Source organism: Serinibacter salmoneus (assembly GCF_002563925.1).
Lineage (GTDB): Bacteria > Actinomycetota > Actinomycetes > Actinomycetales > Beutenbergiaceae > Serinibacter > Serinibacter salmoneus.
The window spans coordinates 818,395-835,261 of sequence record NZ_PDJD01000001.1; the positions used below are offsets into that span (position 1 = coordinate 818,395).

The 16,867-nt window shown below is 73.1% G+C and carries 17 protein-coding genes; 5 read left to right on the forward strand and 12 right to left on the reverse strand.

The features are described 5' to 3' along the window. Positions 1-8: 8 nt before the first annotated feature. From ATL40_RS03520 to ATL40_RS03540, 5 genes are read right to left on the reverse strand one after another with little or no spacing between them, the layout of a single operon-like run. Positions 9-1,025 (reverse strand): AAA family ATPase, encoded by a 1,017-nt coding sequence (locus tag ATL40_RS03520; protein WP_098468329.1) that lies wholly within the window; start codon positions 1,023-1,025, stop codon positions 9-11. Beyond that, the gene (locus tag ATL40_RS03525; protein ID WP_098468330.1) at positions 1,022-1,624 is read right to left on the reverse strand and encodes a hypothetical protein; all 603 of its coding nucleotides are present in this window, start codon (positions 1,622-1,624) and stop codon (positions 1,022-1,024) included. The genes ATL40_RS03520 and ATL40_RS03525 overlap by 4 nt, the downstream gene beginning before the upstream one ends. Continuing rightward, positions 1,621-2,403, reverse strand: coding sequence for a DUF4129 domain-containing protein (locus ATL40_RS03530; protein WP_098468331.1), 783 nt, complete (start codon positions 2,401-2,403; stop codon positions 1,621-1,623). Before ATL40_RS03530 ends, ATL40_RS03525 begins: the two co-directional genes overlap by 4 nt. 13 nt (positions 2,404-2,416) lie before the next feature. Continuing rightward, positions 2,417-2,938, reverse strand: a complete 522-nt coding sequence (locus ATL40_RS03535; protein ID WP_098468332.1) for a dihydrofolate reductase — start codon at positions 2,936-2,938, stop codon at positions 2,417-2,419. 26 nt (positions 2,939-2,964) lie between these two features. Next, positions 2,965-3,771, reverse strand: coding sequence for a thymidylate synthase (locus tag ATL40_RS03540; RefSeq protein ID WP_098468333.1), 807 nt, complete (start codon positions 3,769-3,771; stop codon positions 2,965-2,967). 221 nt (positions 3,772-3,992) lie between these two features. On the opposite strand from ATL40_RS03540, the gene ATL40_RS03545 reads away from it, so the two are divergent. Next, the gene (locus tag ATL40_RS03545) at positions 3,993-4,424 is read left to right on the forward strand and encodes an OsmC family protein (protein WP_169925866.1); all 432 of its coding nucleotides are present in this window, start codon (positions 3,993-3,995) and stop codon (positions 4,422-4,424) included. Positions 4,425-4,496: 72 nt separating this feature from the next. Here the strand turns inward: ATL40_RS03545 and ATL40_RS03550 are convergent, their stop codons facing one another. Further along, positions 4,497-5,021 carry a GNAT family N-acetyltransferase gene (locus ATL40_RS03550; protein ID WP_098468335.1) on the reverse strand — a complete coding sequence of 175 codons (525 nt, stop codon included), beginning with the start codon at positions 5,019-5,021 and terminating at the stop codon, positions 4,497-4,499. Between the two features lie 184 nt (positions 5,022-5,205). Between ATL40_RS03550 and ATL40_RS03555 the strand changes: the two genes are divergently transcribed. Next, positions 5,206-8,634, forward strand: a complete 3,429-nt coding sequence (locus ATL40_RS03555; protein WP_342747595.1) for a proline dehydrogenase family protein — start codon at positions 5,206-5,208, stop codon at positions 8,632-8,634. Positions 8,635-8,753: 119 nt separating this feature from the next. On the opposite strand, the gene ATL40_RS03560 is transcribed toward ATL40_RS03555, so the two are convergent. Then, the gene (locus ATL40_RS03560) at positions 8,754-9,515 is read right to left on the reverse strand and encodes a glycerophosphodiester phosphodiesterase (protein ID WP_098468336.1); all 762 of its coding nucleotides are present in this window, start codon (positions 9,513-9,515) and stop codon (positions 8,754-8,756) included. Between the two features lie 72 nt (positions 9,516-9,587). Between ATL40_RS03560 and ATL40_RS03565 the strand changes: the two genes are divergently transcribed. Both ATL40_RS03565 and ATL40_RS03570 read left to right on the forward strand, forming a co-directional pair. After that, positions 9,588-11,069 (forward strand): sensor histidine kinase, encoded by a 1,482-nt coding sequence (locus tag ATL40_RS03565; RefSeq protein WP_098470253.1) that lies wholly within the window; start codon positions 9,588-9,590, stop codon positions 11,067-11,069. A 250-nt stretch (positions 11,070-11,319) separates the two neighbouring features. Further along, on the forward strand, positions 11,320-11,715 hold the full coding sequence (locus ATL40_RS03570; RefSeq protein ID WP_098468337.1) for a hypothetical protein: 396 nt from the start codon (positions 11,320-11,322) through the stop codon (positions 11,713-11,715). Between the two features lie 88 nt (positions 11,716-11,803). Here the strand turns inward: ATL40_RS03570 and ATL40_RS03575 are convergent, their stop codons facing one another. Further along, the gene (locus tag ATL40_RS03575) at positions 11,804-12,052 is read right to left on the reverse strand and encodes a WhiB family transcriptional regulator (RefSeq protein ID WP_098468338.1); all 249 of its coding nucleotides are present in this window, start codon (positions 12,050-12,052) and stop codon (positions 11,804-11,806) included. Between the two features lie 197 nt (positions 12,053-12,249). Between ATL40_RS03575 and ATL40_RS03580 the strand changes: the two genes are divergently transcribed. Beyond that, positions 12,250-12,681 carry a hypothetical protein gene (locus tag ATL40_RS03580; RefSeq protein ID WP_143556852.1) on the forward strand — a complete coding sequence of 144 codons (432 nt, stop codon included), beginning with the start codon at positions 12,250-12,252 and terminating at the stop codon, positions 12,679-12,681. Between the two features lie 32 nt (positions 12,682-12,713). Here the strand turns inward: ATL40_RS03580 and ATL40_RS03585 are convergent, their stop codons facing one another. The 4 genes from ATL40_RS03585 to ATL40_RS03600 form a co-directional block, all read right to left on the reverse strand. Continuing rightward, complete coding sequence (locus ATL40_RS03585; protein WP_098468340.1) at positions 12,714-13,925, reverse strand: aminotransferase class I/II-fold pyridoxal phosphate-dependent enzyme; 1,212 nt, start codon at positions 13,923-13,925, stop codon at positions 12,714-12,716. Between the two features lie 47 nt (positions 13,926-13,972). Beyond that, positions 13,973-14,410: a hypothetical protein gene (locus ATL40_RS03590; RefSeq protein WP_098468341.1), complete on the reverse strand. Its 438-nt coding sequence runs from the start codon at positions 14,408-14,410 to the stop codon at positions 13,973-13,975. A gap of 147 nt (positions 14,411-14,557) precedes the next feature. Continuing rightward, entirely contained in the window at positions 14,558-15,277 is a 720-nt protein-coding gene (locus ATL40_RS03595) for a response regulator (RefSeq protein WP_098468342.1), read from the reverse strand. Beyond that, entirely contained in the window at positions 15,274-16,746 is a 1,473-nt protein-coding gene (locus tag ATL40_RS03600; RefSeq protein WP_245866676.1) for a sensor histidine kinase, read from the reverse strand. The genes ATL40_RS03595 and ATL40_RS03600 overlap by 4 nt, the downstream gene beginning before the upstream one ends. Between the last annotated feature and the right edge of the window lie 121 nt (positions 16,747-16,867).

Consider the following 16,867-nt stretch of genomic DNA (forward strand, 5'->3'; position numbering starts at 1 on the left):
GCGTGCGATCAGCCCGCGGCTGTCGCGGTCGCGGCCGCGGTGGTGCTGGGCGTGGGGACGCGGGAGAGCAGCTCGCCGATCACTGTGGTCGGCAGCACGCCCGCGGCCCACGCCTGCGGGGTGAGCACGAGGCGGTGCGCCAACGCCGGGATCGCGATCGACTTGACGTCCTCCGGCGTGGTGTAGTCCCGCCCGGACATCGCGGCACGTGCCCGCGCGAGCAGCACCAGGGCCTGGGAGCCGCGAGGGGAGGCGCCGACCTGCACCTCGCGTGCCTGCCGGGTGGCCGCGACCAGGTCCACGCAGTAGCGCAACACGTCCGCATCCACGTGCAGGTTCTCGACCCCGGCCTGCAGCCGCCGCAGGCCGTCGGCGTCGATCACGCGGGACACGCTGGTCTCCTCGGCGTGCCGGGCGAGCCGGCGCTGCAGCATCTGGGTCTCCTGCTCCGCTGCGAGGTAGCCCACGTCCAGGCGGGTCATGAACCGGTCGAGCTGGGCCTCGGGCAGGGGGTAGGTGCCCTCGTGCTCCACCGGGTTGGACGTCGCCATCACGTGGAAGGGGCGCGCGAGCCGGTGCGTGGTCCCTTCCACCGTCACCTGGCGCTCGGCCATGGCCTCCAGCAGCGCCGACTGCGTCTTGGGCGGTGTCCGGTTGATCTCGTCGGCGAGCAGCAGGCCCGTGAAGACCGGTCCGGGGCGGAAGTCGAAGGACGTGGTGGCCGGGTCGTACACCTGGGAGCCCGTCACATCGGCGGGCAGCAGGTCGGGGGTGCACTGCAGCCGGGCGAAGTCCAGGCCCAGGGCCGCGGCGAGGCTGCGGGCCGCGAGCGTCTTGCCGGTCCCGGGCACGTCCTCCAGGAGCAGGTGGCCACCCGCGAGCACCGTCGCCAGGGCGGTGTCCAGTGCGGGCATGCCCACCACGGCGGTGCGCACCTCGGCGAGCACGGCGGCGCCGGCCTCGGCGATCTCCTCGACGGACGCGGGGGCGTCCGCAGCGGCGGGTGCAGGGGTGGGGTCGGTCATGTCGCTCCTTGACGTGCGGTGCCGTGTGGGTCGTGTGATGTGGTGGCGGACAGGGTGCCCCGTGAGTCGCGTGAGTCGCGTGAGTCGCGCGAGTCGAACGCGTCGAGGGCGTCGAGCGCGCGCTCCACCGGACCCATGCCGGGCCGGGCCGAGCCGAGCTCCCCTCGGATCTCCTGCAGCGCCCGCGCATCCTGCGGCGTGGCGCTCGCGGCACGCGTCTCCAGGGTGGCGAGCAGGCGCGATCGCAGCAGCTCGGCGGACCGGTGGGAGTCCCCGGCATTCCAGGACAGCCGGTAGATCTCCGAGCGGCGTCCGCCGCGCTCCACCGCCTGCGCGCGGGGCCACGGCGGGGCCGTGACCTCCGGGAGCATCGTGACCATCACGATGGCGGCGAGCATGGCGCACAGGATGAGCAGCGTCCCCGCGATCGTCAGGCCCGCCACCACATAGGTGACGACGCCGACGGCCACGGTGAGCACACCCCCGGCGATCAGGGTGATCACGCGCGTGCGCTGGCGCCGCGCGGCAGCCGCCGCCACCTGCCGGGCGTGCTCCCGCTCCCGCCGGACGCGCTCGCGTTCGTCCTGGCTGGTCCTCATCGCTCACCACCGGCACGGTCGCGGGCGGGTGCACTGCGGGTCTGAGGCGCCTCGGGCCTCTCCGATGAGTCCCGCCACGTCGCGCCGATGCGGTCGAGCGCGGCCTGCGCAGCCGCCACGGACTCCGCGCCCACCGGGTGCTCACCGAAGCGCGCCGCGAGGTAGAGCCGACGCAGCGCGTCCACGGCATCGGGATCGGCCGCCGTCGCGCCGGTCAGGCGGGAGGCGAACTCGGTGGGCGTCTGGCTGGCGCCCCGCGCGAGGTGGGCCGCCGAGGCGCGCTGCTCCAGCGCGACCCAGGCCGCCTGCACGGCGTCGCGGGGTGCCGCACACGAGCGCAGCGCCTGGGCGGCATCCGCCAGCGGCGCCGTCAGGTCCAAGGGTGCCGGCGCGGCCGAGGCCTCCCCGGTGACGTCCTCGTCGAACTCCTGCGTCCGGGAGTCACGGGCGAGCACGGCCCGCAGGATCAGCACCAGCAACGTCACCACGAACAGCAGGGCGAGACCGCCGGCCACCCAGGCCACCCACGAGGGGATCTCCAGCACCGGAGCGGTCGGTTGGACCCCCTCGATGCCGAGCTCGTCCGTCTGCTCGTCGGTCGGGGTGGGCATCGGCGCCAGGGTGGCGATCTCGCCACTCCGCGGGTCGATGGTGCCGCCCCGCGGCACGATCTCCAGCGGCCCGCGCAGGGCCGCACCGAGCACCGCCAGGGTGAGGACCACGAGACCGACGGCGGCCAGCGCGAGGCGAGACTGCGCCGTCGACCACCCCGTTCTCATGCCGCCAGTCGTATCACGGGCGGCCGGCACGCACCCAGCGCCGCACCCGCCAGCGGGTCCCGTTCTCCGAGGTGCGCCACCCGGCGATGTCGTTCGGGGTGTCCTCGCGCCAGGACCCCTCCTCGATCGAGGGAGCGGGCGTCAGGTCGCCCTCCGGCTCCTCCACGTCGATCTCGGAGACGAGGAGCTCATCGGCGTAGGCGAGCGCGGCGGCGTAGATCTGGCCGCCGCCCATCACCCACACCTCCTCCAGGTCCGCGGGCTCGGCGAGCAGTTCCAGCGCGGCCTCCAGGGAGGTAACGACCTCACCGCCCGTGGCCTCGAACTCCGCGTTGCGGGTGACGACCACGCTGCGGCTGTTCGGCATGGGGCGCATCGAGGGCGGCATGGACTCCCAGGTGGTGCGCCCCATGATCACCGGGTGCCCGGCGACCGTCTCGCGGAAGTGCGCGAAGTCCTCCGGCACGTCCCACGGCAGGTCGCCGTCGGCAGCGATCGTTCCCGCGGGCGTCTGCGCCCAGACCATGCCCAGCATGTCGTCACCTCTCGTTGGGGGGACCTTCACACTGCCACGGGAGCGCTGATCGCGGGGTGATGGATATACCCGTGCACCGAGATGTCCTCAAAGGTGTAGTCGAACAGGGAGTCCGCGCGCCGTAGTTCCAGGCGGGGAAGCGGGTAGGGATCGCGCGCGAGTTGGGTGCGCACCTGCTCGAGATGATTGTCGTAGATGTGGCAGTCCCCGCCGGTCCAGATGAAGTCCCCGACCGCCAGGTCGGCCTGCTGCGCCACCATGTGGGTCAGCAGCGCATAGGAGGCGATATTGAACGGCACGCCCAGGAACATGTCGGCGCTGCGCTGGTAGAGCTGCAGCGAGAGGCGCCCGTCGGCCACGTAGAACTGGAAGAAGGCGTGGCAGGGCGCCAGCGCCATGGCATCCAGGTCGGCGACGTTCCAGGCCGAGACGAGCAGTCGGCGGGAGTCGGGGTTGCGGCGGATCTGCTCCATCACGCCCGCGAGCTGGTCGATGTGTCCGCCGTCCGGGGTGGGCCAGGAGCGCCACTGCACGCCGTAGACGGGGCCGAGGTCGCCGTCCGCATCGGCCCACTCGTTCCAGATCCGCACCCCGTTCTCCTGCAGGTAGCGCACATTGCTGTCCCCCTGGAGGAACCAGAGCAGCTCGTGGACCACGGACTTCAGGTGCACCCGCTTGGTGGTGACCAGGGGGAAGCCCTCGGACAGGTCGAAGCGGAGTTGGGCGCCGAAGATGCTGCGGGTGCCGGTGCCCGTGCGGTCCCCCTTGGGGGTGCCCTGGGTGAGCACGCGCTCCAGGAGGTCCTCGTACGGCGGCCGGGGCTGCGACGTCATGCCACATGGTAGGCGCGCGACGCCCCCTCCCCGCCACCCGTCCGCGAGGTTCTCCCGTCCCGTTCGCGAGGTGTTTCTGCAGGCACCACGAGGTGGTTCTGCAGGCACCACGAGGTGTTTCTGCAGGCATCACGAGGTGGCTCTGCAGGTACTGCGAGGGCGGTTCCCTGGTGTTCGCGGGGCCCTTTCGCCCCGCAGCACCGCGGTGTCAGGATGGCGCCATGGCCGACGACGCAGCCCCCGACCCGATCCTTCTCGCCCGGTACCTGGGTGACCACAGGTGGGAGGGCCGCAACGAGCGGGGGGCGAGCGTCGCCGTCGGGCCGGAGGGGGAGGACGGCGTGTTCTCCCCGGGTGAGTTGCTCGCCATCGCGGTGGCGGCGTGCACCGGGATGAGCGCGGAGCGGCGGATCACCTCCGAACTCGGCGATGAGGTCGCGCTGTCGGTGGGCGCCACACGGCACAAGAACGCGGAGGAGAACCGGTACGAGCGGATCGCCGTCGAACTCGTTGTGGCGGCCTCCCAGATGGACCCGGAGCGCCGGGAGCGCATGCTGCGCACGGCGCGCACCGCCGTCGACAAACTCTGCACGGTCTCGCGGTCGGTCACCGCCGGCCTCGAGGTCGACCTCACCCTGGAGGGCGAGGCGTAGGGGCGCGACTGCCTCGCGGTGCCTGCAGAACCACCTCGCGGTGCCTGCAGAACTGCCTCGCGAAGGGGTGGGTCAGGAGCCGACGACGGGGGAGCGGCGCTCCAGCAGCACCGTGTCCCGCCAGACGCCCGCCATGGGGCCGTGCGTCATCTTCCCCACGCGCTCGCGGGTGCCGATCACCCGGAACCCCGCGGACTCGTGCAGTCGGATGCTCGCGGCGTTCTCCGGGAACACCGCGGACTGCAGGGTCCAGAAACCGGCATCCTCGCTCTCCCGGACGGTGTTGCGCAGCAGTTTCCCGCCGATCCCGCGCTCCCGTGCCTCGGGCGATACGTAGATCGAGACCTCCAGCACCCCCACGTACACCAGGCGCGTGTTGGTGGGCGAGCAGGCCACCCAGCCGAGCACCCGCCCATCGCCGTCCAGCGCCACGGTGCGCAGGATCGGCAGCTTCTCCCGATCGAACTGCGCCCAGGTGGGTGGGGTGTCGGAGAAGGTCGCGTGGCCCGTCTCGATACCGGCGGCGTAGATCGCGTACACCTGCTCCCAATGGGTCGCATTGAGCGCTGCGAGCCGGACGTCGCCTCCTTGTGCCATGCCCCGATCCTGGCAGTGCGGCATGTCCCGCCTGATAGTGGGGCGTTACGGTCTCGTGACGGATCATCGGGTCCCCGAGCGGCCGAGCAATCGGTGAGCGGACCGTGTCACGCATCACACCGAATCGGTGATGAACTAGGGGCGCCCGGGAGTGCCGGGTACTGGCACGTGAAGGAGGTTGGACGTGGCGAAGGAGAAGACCCGGGCGCAGGTACGCGAGAGCGATGCACCGGCTGCGATGGAGCACCTGGTGGAGCCGGCACTGGCGCTGGCTCAGCAGTGGTCGAATGCCGCGAGCGCCGGCGCGAGCAAGGCGGAGAACGCGGCCTCGGACACCCTCGCCCAACTCGTGGCGGACCCGGCCGGGCTCGATCTGGCGGTGGCGTTCGTGGACCGGGTGGCCCGCCCCGAGGACCCGGCCGTCGCCGCGCGTGAACTCGCGCACCTGCCGGCCGAGGCGGCCGCGGCGTTCCTGACGCCGAGCGACCGGGCGCTGTTCGCCGTCGGGCAGAAGGTGGCGCCCCTGGCCCCGGAGGTGGTGGTGCCGGCCGCGCGGATGCGGCTGCGTCAGCTCGTGGGTCACCTGGTGGTGGACGCCGAGGACGCCGCGCTGACCAAGCGCCTGGCCCGCGCCCGCAGCGAGGGTTACCGGCTGAACATCAACCTGCTCGGTGAGGCCGTGCTCGGGGAGAAGGAGGCGGCCTCCCGGGTGCAGCGCACGATCGCGCTGCTGCGCCGCGGCGACGTGGACTACGTCTCGATCAAGGTCTCCTCCCTGGTCTCGCAGATCTCCCACTGGGACTCCCCGGGCACGGTGGCCCGGGTGCTGACCCGGCTGCGCCCGCTGTACCGCGAGGCGGTGCGCCGCGGCGCCTTCGTGAACCTGGACATGGAGGAGTACCACGACCTCGACCTCACCATCGAGGTGTTCGAGGCGCTGCTCGCGGAGGAGGAGTTCGCCGACCTGGACGCGGGGATCGTGCTGCAGGCCTACCTGCCGGACGCCCCGGCGGCCCTGGAGCGGATCATCGAGATCTCCCGCCGCCGGGTCGCCGCCGGCGGCAAGCGCGTGAAGGTGCGCCTGGTCAAGGGCGCCAACCTCGCGATGGAGCGGGTGGAGGCCGAGCAGCACGACTGGCCGCAGGCCCCGCACGTCTCCAAGGCCGCGAGCGACGCCACCTACGTGCGGATGATGGAGCGCGCCCTGCAGAGCGAGGTGGCGGCCGTGCTGCGCATCGGCGTGGCCGGTCACAACCTGCCGCACCTGGCCCTGGCGCACCTGCTGGCCACCGAGCGTGGCGTGAGCGACGCCCTGGACATCGAGATGCTGCAGGGCATGGCCCCGGCGCAGTCCCGCGCGGTGCGCGAGACGATCGGGCGCACCGTGCTGCTGTACACCCCGGTGGTGGCCAAGGCGGACTTCGACGTGGCCGTCTCCTACCTGGTGCGCCGGTTGGAGGAGAACGCCTCCCCGGAGAACTACCTGCATCAGAGCCTCACGCAGGAGGGCCAGCAGGAGGCGCGCGAGCGGTTCGTCGCCTCCGTGCGCGGCGCCGCCAGCGTCACCACCACGCCCCGGCGCCGGGGCGAGCCCGCCCCGGTCCCGCCGCTGGAGGAGCCCTTCCGCAACGCGGCCGACGCCGACCCGTCCGTGGCGATCATCCGGGAGAAGGCCACCGCCGCCATGGCCTCGCGCCCCGACCTGACGCCCACCAGCGCCCAGGCGTCCTCGCTCGAGGAGGTCGACGACGTGGTCGCGCTCGCGCAGGCCGCCGCCGAGGTCTGGGGCCAGGTCAGCGCGCCGCAGCGGGCCGCCGTGCTCGCGGACGTCGCGGACCGGCTGGAGGCCAGACGCTGGGAGATCCTCTCGGTGATGGCGCACGAGGCGGGCAAGACCGCCGGGGAGGGCGACCCGGAGGTCACCGAGGCGATCGACTTCGCCCGCTACTACGCCCGCAGCGCCCTGGCGTTGGCGGATGTGGACGCCACCTTCACCCCGGTGCCGGTCACCCTGGTCACCCCGCCGTGGAACTTCCCGGTCGCGATCTGCGCGGGCGGGCTGCTGGCCGCGCTCGCGGCGGGCTCCGCGGTGATCCTCAAGCCCTCCCCGAGCGCCACCCGGTGCGGTGAGGTGGTCGCGGACGTGATCCGGGAGGCGCTGGCCGCCGCCGGCCACGACCCCGAGACGCTGCAGGTGCTGCGGGTCCCGGAGGATGAGGTGGGCAAGCACCTGATCACGCACGACGGCGTGGACCAGGTGATCCTGACCGGCGCCATGGAGACGGCTCGCCTGTTCGCCGACTGGCGCGCCGAGCGCCCGGGCGGGCCGGCCGTGTACGCGGAGACGTCGGGGAAGAACGCGATCATCGTGACCCCGAGCGCGGACATCGACCTGGCCGTGGCGGATGTGGTGCGCAGCGCGTTCGGGCACGCGGGGCAGAAGTGCTCCGCGGCGTCCCTGGTGATCCTGGTGGGGTCGATGGCCACCTCCCGCCGCTTCCGCAACCAGTTGCTCGACGCCGTCTCCTCCCTGCGTGTGGGGGTGCCGCAGGACCTGGGCACGGGCATGGGCCCGGTGATCGAGGCCCCCAGCGGGAAACTGGAGCGCGCGTTGACCACGCTGGAACCGGGGGAGCGGTGGGCCATCGCGCCCCAGCAGCTGCCCGCGCCGGCGGGCAGCGAGCAGTGGCAGGGGCACCTGTGGCGGCCCGGCGTGCGCTCGGGTGTGCGCCCCGGCTCCTGGTTCCACCTGACGGAGTGCTTCGGCCCGGTGCTCGGCGTGATGACCGCCGCGACCCTGACCGAGGCGATCGACATCCAGAACCAGGTCGCCTTCGGTCTCACCGGGGGCCTGCAGTCCCTGGATGCGCAGGAGATCGCGCAGTGGCTGGAGGAGGTCGAGGTGGGCAACGCCTACATCAACCGCCACATCACCGGTGCGATCGTGCAGCGGCAGTCCTTCGGCGGCTGGAAGGCCTCGGTGATGGGTCCGGGCGCCAAGGCGGGCGGCCCCGGGTACGTGGCCCAGCTCGGCACGTGGAGCGAGGACGCCGAGCGCTGGTCGCAGCGGGCGGCGCTGACCGACGACGCGATCGACCTGGCCGAGGTGCGCGCCGCGGACGCAGCCTGGGCGGCCCAGGCACTGGCGGGCAGCGACCCCACGGGCCTGGCCTCGCAGGAGAACACGTTGCGCTACCGCCCCTTCCCGGCGATCACGGTGCGCGCCGCGGCGGGGTCCTCGCGCTGGGACCTGCGCCGGGCGCTGGCGGCGGCCGAGACGGTCGGGGTGCAGCGGGTCGTGGTGAGCGTGGACCCGAGTCTGCCGGTCACCGCCGAACCGGCCGATTCACCGGCCTGCGTGGTGAGTTGGCGCACCGAGACCGAGGAGGACTTCGCCGCCCGGGTGGCGCAGGGCACCAGCACCGAGCGGATCCGGTGGATCGGCGCCCGGGGTGAGTCCGCGCCGTCGGGCACCTGGAGCGCCGCGGTGCAGGCCGAGGTGACCCTCATCGATGCGCCGGTGTTCACCGACCCCGAGTTGGAGCTGCGCACGGTGACCCGGGAGCAGGCGATCTCCCGCACCAAGCACCGCTACGGGCACCTGCACGCCTGAGCGCGCTTGCCTGACATCCGCGAGTCCGTGCCGCCCGCGCCGAGACCGTGGCCCGGGCGCACGTGCTCGCGTCGGCCGCCACGTCCTCGGGGTTGCGGGGTGCCCGCCTTCACGGGGGGTCAGGGGTGGTCCGTGCAGTACCCGTCGACGCCGGCCGCGAGCACCCGCTCGCGGTCGGCGTCGGCGTTGACGGTGTAGGTCCACACGGTCAGCGAGGCCGTGTGGGCTGCCGCTACCAGTTCGGGCGTCACGGTGTCGTGGCGCAGTACCAGCATCGAGACCCCCGCCTCGGTCAACTCCGGGAGATCCTCCTCCTGCGGTGCCGCCTCCGTGATCAACCCGATCGGCACCGACCAGGGTGCGAGCAGGTCGAGCGCAGCCGTCAGCACGATCGGGTCGAAGGAGGTCACCGCCACCCGGGCCGACTCCAGCAGGGGGCGCCAGACCGCGTTGCATCGCCAGGCCTCGGCCACCGCGGCGACGACGTCGCGCGCCTCGTGCACGATGGGCGTCTTGATCTCCAGGTCCACCGCGAGGCCCGCCGCCGCGACCTCGTCCAGGTGCGGGACCCGCTGCACCGGCCCGGTCCCGCCCGAGGCGTCCAGCGCCCGCAGGGTCTCCCAGGTGGCGCGCTCGGCGAGCGTGCCGGGTTCCCAGCCACGTGCCAGGGCGTCGGTGGTGCGGTCAGGGGTGTCGTCGTGCAGCAGGAACGGCACGCCGTCGGCGGAGAGCTGGACGTCGGTCTCGATCGCGTCCGCCCCGGCCCGGGCCGCGGCCCCGAAAGCGGCGGCCGTGTTCTCCGGATGTGCGGCGGGTGCGCCGCGATGGGCGATGACCAGGGGGCGTCCCGGGCCGGGGACGAGCGGGAAGGCGGTGGACATGAGGCCACGGTAGGCGCCGCGGGCGCTGGAGGCGCGACGGCGCAGGTCGGCTAGCCTTGCCGGGTGCCGACCATGAGTGACCTGATCTCCCGCCACGGCTCGCTGTCGGCTCGGGAGGCCGATTGGTTGCACCTCCTCGTGGGGGACTGGCAGGTGATCTCCGACCTCGCGTTCGCCGACCTGGTGCTGTGGCTCCCGGACGGCAACGGGGGCTTCGTGGCGGTGGCGCACTGCCGCCCCTCCACCGGTGGCACGGTCTACTACGACGACGTGGTGGGCCACCCCGCGCCCCAGGGGCAGGCCGCCGCGTTCGCCGAGGCGCTCGCCGGTGGCGAGATCCGCCGCACCCGGATCCCGCGATGGACCGGCACGATCGCTATTCGCGAGGAGGCGATCCCGGTCACGCTGGAGGGTCGGGCGATCGCGGTGATGAGCCGGGAGACGAACCTGGGGGAGTCGCGCACCCCGGGCCGGCTGGAGATCAACTACATCGAGGCGGCCGACGAGCTGTGCGCCATGATCGCCGCGGGCGACTTCCCCTCCACCAACACCGCCACCGGCAGGCTGCGCGGCGCGCCGCGTGTGGGTGACGGGCTCGCGCGGCTGAACGCCGAGGGGGAGGTCATCTACTGCAGCCCCAACGGCCTGTCCTGCTTCCATCGACTCGGGGTGATCGGTGACCTCGTGGGGCGTTCCCTCGCGGAGGTCATCGCCGAGCAGGTGGAGGACGCCGAGAGCGTGGACGAGTCCCTGCCGCTGGTGGCTATGGGGCGCGCGGCGTGGCGCACGGATGTGGAGGCGCACGGCGTGTGCCTGTCGTTGCGGGCGATCCCGGTGACCGCGGGCAAGGAGCGGCTCGGCGCGGTGCTGCTGTGCCGCGATGTCTCCGAGCTGCGCCGCCGCGAGCAGGAGCTAATCACCAAGGACGCCACCATCCGGGAGATCCATCACCGGGTGAAGAACAACCTGCAGACCGTGGCCGCGCTGCTGCGCCTGCAGTCCCGGCGGGTGCAGTCCACCGACGCACGCAACGCGCTGGATGAGGCGATGCGGCGGGTGGCGACGATCGCCACCGTGCACGAGGCCCTGTCGCAGACCATCGACGAGGTGGTCGACTTCGATGCGGTATTCGGGCGCACCCTGCGGCTCGCGGTGGATGTGGCCGCGGCCGAGGCGCCCGTGAGGCTGGCGCGGGAGGGATCCTTCGGCAAGGTCGCGGCCACGGAGGCGACGGCGCTGGCGGTGGTGCTGACCGAACTGGTCTCCAACGCGGTGGAGCACGGGCTGGCGGGTACCGGCGGCACGGTCACGGTGCGCGCGGGCCGCGCCGGGCGCACGCTGACGGTCGAGGTGATCGACGACGGCCGCGGCATCGACCTGACCGCGAAGCCCTCCGGGACCGGACTGGGGATGCAGATCGTGCGCACGATGGTGGCCGGGGAGCTGCACGGCACGCTGGAGTGGGAGCGCCGGGAGGAGGGCGGCACGGCCGTCACCATCCAGGCCCGCCTCGGCTTCGCCCAGCCCAGCGACGGGGAGCCGGACAGTTTCTGACGCGGTGCCCCGGATTCAGCTGAGGGCATGCGTTGACCGCTCTCGGTGTGCGGTCTAGGTTCGGCCTCATAGGGGCGCTCGGAACTGCGATCACGCGCAATGAGGCGGGTGACGCAGCCATTCGCAAGGGGGAATCGTGGACGTATCGTCTGCGCCTGCTCGACGCGGTAGCAGGGCCAGGTGGGGCGCGGCGACGGCAGCCTCGCTCGCCCTCGTCCTGGCCGGGTGCACGCCACCCGGCACGCACTCGGTGGCACTCGAGCCGGGCGAGGTGCTGCGCGTGGAGCTCTACTTCTACGAGCCGGCCTCCGTGCCCGGCGAGGTGAATCGCACGACCATCACGGATCCCGCCATGGTCGAGGAGCTCGTGGAAGCCTTCACGGACGTCCCGGCCGGGACCCTGGCCTCGCGTGGCGAGGACCTCCAGGCCGCGCGGGTCACCGGGCTGCGCTACCACCTGGTCGACGGATCCACGCGGGAACTCACGCAGTACTTCCTCCAGCCGCGCGACGTGGTGATCGCCTGGCCGGACGCACCGGCGCAGCACACCACCTGGGGCGTGCCGCTGGAGGACTACTTCGCCGACCTCGGGGACAGCGACGAGGTCGACTCCTCGCTGCGTCCGGCCTCCTCACTCGAGGAGTGAGGGCGGGGCAACGAACGCGAGACGGGCGGGTCGGATTCTCTCCGACCCGCCCGTCTCGGCGGTTCCTGGGTGTCGCTGGGCGCGGCGCTCAGCCGGCGCGGCGGGCCCGGGCGGTGCGGCGCTTGAGGGCGCGGCGCTCGTCCTCGGACAGGCCGCCCCACACACCGGAGTCCTGACCGGTCTCCAGCGCCCACTTCAGGCACTGGTCGCTCACGGTGCAGCGCTGGCACACGGCCTTGGCCTCGTCGATCTGGGCGAGGGCGGGGCCGGTGTTGCCGATCGGGAAGAACAGCTCGGGGTCCTCCGTGAGGCACGCTGCTTCGTGACGCCAGTCCATCGTGAATCTCCTTGCGGGACAGGGGTGCCCCCAGGGCGTGCTGATGGACGCGTGAGCGGAGGGGAGCACCCATGTGGTATCGGGGCTGGAACAAGCGTCACACGGACTGCAAAGTTGCACAAGAGGTGACGGGGAGGTTTCCGGCAGGTCACGCTGAGTCGTGCGTCACATTGCGCGGGGAGACATAAGGTGGGATCGTGCCAGGCTCCCCGCAACACGGCGATCGCGCCGATCACCGCTCACAGTACCCGCTCCCGGGGGGTGCCCGGCGCCCCGTGACCGTCTGGGTGGTGGTCGCGTTGCTGGGCCTGGAGGCGCTCACCCTGGTGGTCCTCGGGGTCTCCGCACTCCTGGCCGCCGGCGGCGACGGGCAGGTGGGCGGCTCAGTGGTCGTGGCCGTCTTCCTCCTCGTGCTCGCCCTCATCCTGGGCGCCCTCGCCCTGTCGTTGTGGCGCCTGCGGCGATGGGCCCGGGGGGCGTGCGTGGCCTGGTCCATCCTGGTGGTCCTGGTGGGTGGCTCGCAGTTCGGCGTCAATCCGCTCGTGGCCACGCTGATCGTGCTCGCCGGGGCGGCCGGGGTTTTCGCGGCGAGCGCCCGACCGACCCGTGAGGCGCTCGGGATCGACTGAGCAGGCCGTGGGGCGCACCAACGCCGGTGGCCTCAGCCGGTGAGCCGGCCCAGCCGCTCGATTCCCTCGGCCAACACGTCCTCCCGCTTGACGAACGTGAACCGCAGCCACGAGCCGAGCGCATCGGCGGTGTCCGAGCCGGGCACGCAGAACGCCGAGATCGGCACCCCGGCCACCCCCGCCAGGCGGGGCAACGCGCGGGCCAGGGCGGCGCCGTCGGGCAGTTGCGGGGTCAGGAACGGTGAGGCGTCCGCGCACACGAAGTAGGTTCCCTCGGGCACCACGGCGCCGAACCCCACCTCCCGCAGGCCCGCCACGAGCAGGTCCCGACGGCGCTGCAGCCCCTCGCGCAGCGCGCTGACGTCGGCCCGTCCCTCGGTCAGCGCCCGCGCGATCGCGATCTGGAACGGCGCCCCGGAGGTGTAGGTGAGGAACTGCTTGACGGTGCTCACCGCGGTGATCAGGTGCGCGGGTCCGGTGACCCAGCCCACCTTCCACCCGGTGAGGGAGAAGGTCTTGCCCGAGGAGGAGATCGTCAGGGTCCGTTCGCCCATCCCGGGCAGCGCCGCCATCGGCAGGTGCGCCGCGCCGTCGTAGGTGAGGTGTTCGTAGACCTCATCGGTGATGACCACCGCATCCACCCGCCTGGCCTGCTCGGCGATGGCCTCCAGCTCAGGGCGCCGCAGGACGGTGCCGGTGGGGTTGTGGGGCGTGTTCACCAGGATCAGGCGGGTGCGGTCGGTCACGGCCCCGCGCAGCGCCTCGGTGTCGAGCCGGAAGCCCTCCGCGGTGGGGATCAGCGGCACCGTGGTGTGCGTGGCGCCCGCCATCGCGATGCTCGCGGCGTAGGAGTCGTAGTACGGCTCGATCGTGAGGACCTCTTCACCCGGGCCGGCGAGCGCGAGGATGCTCGCGGCGATCGCCTCGGTGGCGCCCGTGGTGGCCAGCACCTGGGTGTCGGGGTCCACCGCGATGCCGTAGTGCTCGCGCTGGTGCGCGGCGATCGCCTCGCGCAGCGGCGGCAGGCCCGCGCCCGGGGCGTACTGGTTCACGCCGTCGCGGATCGCCTGCACGGCCGCCTCACGGATCCACTCCGGACCGTCGACGTCGGGAAAGCCCTGGCCGAGGTTGACCGCGCCCTCGCGCTGGGCGAGGGCCGTCATCTCGGCGAAGATCGTGGGCCGGGGGGCGCCGCCGGGCTCGGCGAGGCCGGCGGCGCGGGCCACGTGTGTCCATCTGGTCATCGCGGGTCAGCGTAACCAGGTCGCGCCCGGCCCGGCGGGGCTGTCCGTCAGTCGAGGACGCCCACCGCGTAGGCGGTCTCGGTGCCCTCCGGCACGGCGAGGGCCACCTGCACCTGGCGGGTCTCGCCGGACTCGGCCATGGTGATCGTGACGGTGTGCCCGGTGCAGGGGAGCTCCTTGGCGGTGGACTCCTGTTCGTTCACGAACAGGGTCACGGCGCCGTACCCGGCGCCGTCGGGGGTGAGGCACGCGGCCTCGATCGACAGGCGCTCCCCGGCCTCCAGGAGGCCGGGCTCGCCGCCCGTGGTGGCGCCGCCGGTGATCTCCACCCGCACGAGGTCGGCCTCGCTCGCCTCGGGGATCACCACGGCGGTGGTCTCCTTCGCCTCGGGGGTGGCGACCTCGCTGGGCTCGCTGGTGCAGGCCGCGAGGGCGACCAGGGCGGGGACGGCGAGGGCGGCGGACAGCAGGCGAGAGGCCGACACAGTGAACTCCTTCGGGCGCGGGGACGGGCAGAATCCTAGGTCACCCGCCCGGGTGATCTCTCGCCGCGAGGTCCCGCGATCTGGTGCCGTGATCTCCCGCCGTGATCTGGTGCCGTGGTCTCGCGGCGTGGTTCGGTGACCCTTCGCCTACGGAGCGCCCGGGGCGACCAGGCCGGTCTCGTAGGCGAGGACCACGAGCTGCACCCGGTCGCGCACCTCGAGCTTGGCCAGCAGGCGGCCCACATGCGTCTTCACGGTGGCCTCCGCCACGAACAACTCCGCGGCGATCTCGCCGTTCGAGCGGCCGCGTGCGATGAGTTGCAGCACCTCCAGCTCCCGTGCCGTCAGGGAGGCGACGGCGTCCGGCACCCCCGTCGACCCGGTCGGCCCGCTCGGCTCGGTCAACTCGGTGGCCGGGGTCGTGGTCGCCACGTGCTCGATGAGGCGGCGCGTGGCGGAGGGGGCGATCACGCCGTCGCCCGCGTGCACGGTGCGGATCGCGGCCAGCATGTCCTCCGGCGGGGTGTCCTTGAGCAGGAAGCCGCTCGCGCCGGCGCGGATCGCGGCCAGCACGTACTCGTCCAGGTCGAAGGTGGTGAGCATGACGATGCGCGGCGCGCCGGGACCGGCGGCATCGATGAGCGCGCGGGTGGCGGCGATCCCGTCCATCTGGGGCATGCGCACGTCCATCAGCACCACGTCCACCTGATAGGAGGGGATGAGGCGGGCCGCCTGCGCGCCGTCACCCGCCTCCAGCACCACCTCCATGTCCGGTTGCGAGCCGATCACCAGCGCGAAGCCGGCCCGGACGAGCTGCTGATCGTCCACGAGGGCCACACGGATCGGGGCGCCGGGGGTCTCGGTCACGGGGTGCTCCTGGGGGTCGTTCCTGGTTCGGTCATCACGGGTGTGGCGGGTGTGGCTCGGTTTATCAGCGGTGCGCCGTGCAGCGGGAAACTCGCCTGGACCCGGAAGCCCCCGCCGGGCCGGGCGCCGGTCCACACCTCGCCGCCGAAGAGCGCGACCCGCTCCCGCATGCCCACGAGGCCGTGTCCCGGTGAGCCGATGGGATCCGTGTCGGTGTCCGCATCGCCGCCGGTGGTGGTCGGCGCCCCCGTCGTGCCGGGTGTGCCCGGCGTCGGTGCGGCGACCCCGACCCCGTCGTCGTCCACCCGCACCACCAGGGCGCTCGGGTACCAGGCGAGGTCCAGTCGCGCCCGGGCGCCCGGGCCGGCGTGCTTGAGGACGTTGGTCAGCGACTCCTGGCAGACCCGGTAGGCGGCCAGGCCCAGCGCGTCGGGCAGGCGCCGCTCCTGGCCGGTGATGACGAGGTCGACTCGGCGCCCGGTCGCCCGCACCGACTCCACGAGGGCGGTGATCTCCTCGCCGGTCGGCTGCGGTGCCAGCGGCGGCTGCGCCGGTGCGGGTCCGTCCGCGCCCGGGGAGGCCTCGCTGGAGGTGCGCAGCACCCCCAGGATGCGGCGCATGTCCGCCAGGGCCTCCCGGCCGGTCTCGGCGATCGTCCCCAGCGCGGCCTCGGCCGCCTGCGGGCTGGTGCGCGCCGCGTAGCGCCCGCCGTCGGCCTGCGCGATCACGATGGACAGGGAGTGCGCCACGACGTCGTGCATCTCCCGGGCGATCCGGGCACGTTCGGCGGCGGCTGCGATCTGCGCCTGCTGATCGCGTTCGCGTTCCAGTCGACGGGCCCGCTCGGCGAGCGACTCCCACCGCTGCCGGGTGCTGCGCCGCAGCAGCCCGAGCGCCCACGCGAACAGCGCCGGCGTCGCCGTGCCGACGGCCACGAACACGCCACTGACGGGGTCCCAGGACTCGCGGGCGAACAGCCCGATCTCGGGGGCGGCGAGGATCAGGGACCCCAGCAGGGCCGCGGCGAGGCTGACGCGGCGCGCCCACAGCGGCGCGTGGACGGTGGTGGAGTAGACCGAGAGGTAGATGAGCAGATCCGCCGGGGTCAACGGCACACCGAGCACCACGTGCGCCAGGGCGATCGCGTTCACGGCCACCGCGCTCGCGATCGGCCACCGGTGGCGCACCGAGATCGCCGCCGGCAGCCCCACGCCGGCGAGCAGGAAGCCCAGGCTCTGCGCGACGGTCTGCGGCGAGGGCGGGAGGATCGTCGGGAGACCGAGCACCACGAACGCGGCCACACCCGTCCACAGGTCCAGCATGGTCGAGTGGCGCGAGACCCACGAGTCCCACTGCACCCCCGGCGTCGTGGCCGACTCCGCCTCGGGCACCGGCGGCGCCATGGGGATTCCGGGGGGCACGGACCCCGGAGCGGGCGTGCCCGCGGGGTCTGCGGGTGGGGCGGTCATGCTGCGAGGGTAGAGGCGCGGGCCCGCCGCGGCCTCCACCCCAGGTCGCGTCCGCACCGCCGGCCTCCGACCACGGACTGACCGCGAGGCGGTTCTGCAGCCACCGCGAGGTGGTTCTGCA

What these genes read in the sequence shown, in the direction of transcription:
- ATL40_RS03540 (WP_098468333.1), bottom strand. Translation starts at nt 3,771, where the DNA reads ATGACGTCGCAGCCCCGGCCGCCGTACGAGGACCTCCTGGAGCGCGTG.
- ATL40_RS03560 (WP_098468336.1), bottom strand. Translation starts at nt 9,515, where the DNA reads ATGTCCACCGCCTTCCCGCTCGTCCCCGGCCCGGGACGCCCCCTGGTC.
- ATL40_RS03535 (WP_098468332.1), bottom strand. Translation starts at nt 2,938, where the DNA reads ATGCTGGGCATGGTCTGGGCGCAGACGCCCGCGGGAACGATCGCTGCC.
- ATL40_RS03530 (WP_098468331.1), bottom strand. Translation starts at nt 2,403, where the DNA reads ATGAGAACGGGGTGGTCGACGGCGCAGTCTCGCCTCGCGCTGGCCGCC.
- ATL40_RS03550 (WP_098468335.1), bottom strand. Translation starts at nt 5,021, where the DNA reads ATGGCACAAGGAGGCGACGTCCGGCTCGCAGCGCTCAATGCGACCCAT.
- ATL40_RS03520 (WP_098468329.1), bottom strand. Translation starts at nt 1,025, where the DNA reads ATGACCGACCCCACCCCTGCACCCGCCGCTGCGGACGCCCCCGCGTCC.
- ATL40_RS03600 (WP_245866676.1), bottom strand. Translation starts at nt 16,746, where the DNA reads ATGACCGCCCCACCCGCAGACCCCGCGGGCACGCCCGCTCCGGGGTCC.
- ATL40_RS03565 (WP_098470253.1), top strand. Translation starts at nt 9,588, where the DNA reads ATGAGTGACCTGATCTCCCGCCACGGCTCGCTGTCGGCTCGGGAGGCC.
- ATL40_RS03545 (WP_169925866.1), top strand. Translation starts at nt 3,993, where the DNA reads ATGGCCGACGACGCAGCCCCCGACCCGATCCTTCTCGCCCGGTACCTG.
- ATL40_RS03585 (WP_098468340.1), bottom strand. Translation starts at nt 13,925, where the DNA reads ATGACCAGATGGACACACGTGGCCCGCGCCGCCGGCCTCGCCGAGCCC.
- ATL40_RS03525 (WP_098468330.1), bottom strand. Translation starts at nt 1,624, where the DNA reads ATGAGGACCAGCCAGGACGAACGCGAGCGCGTCCGGCGGGAGCGGGAG.
- ATL40_RS03575 (WP_098468338.1), bottom strand. Translation starts at nt 12,052, where the DNA reads ATGGACTGGCGTCACGAAGCAGCGTGCCTCACGGAGGACCCCGAGCTG.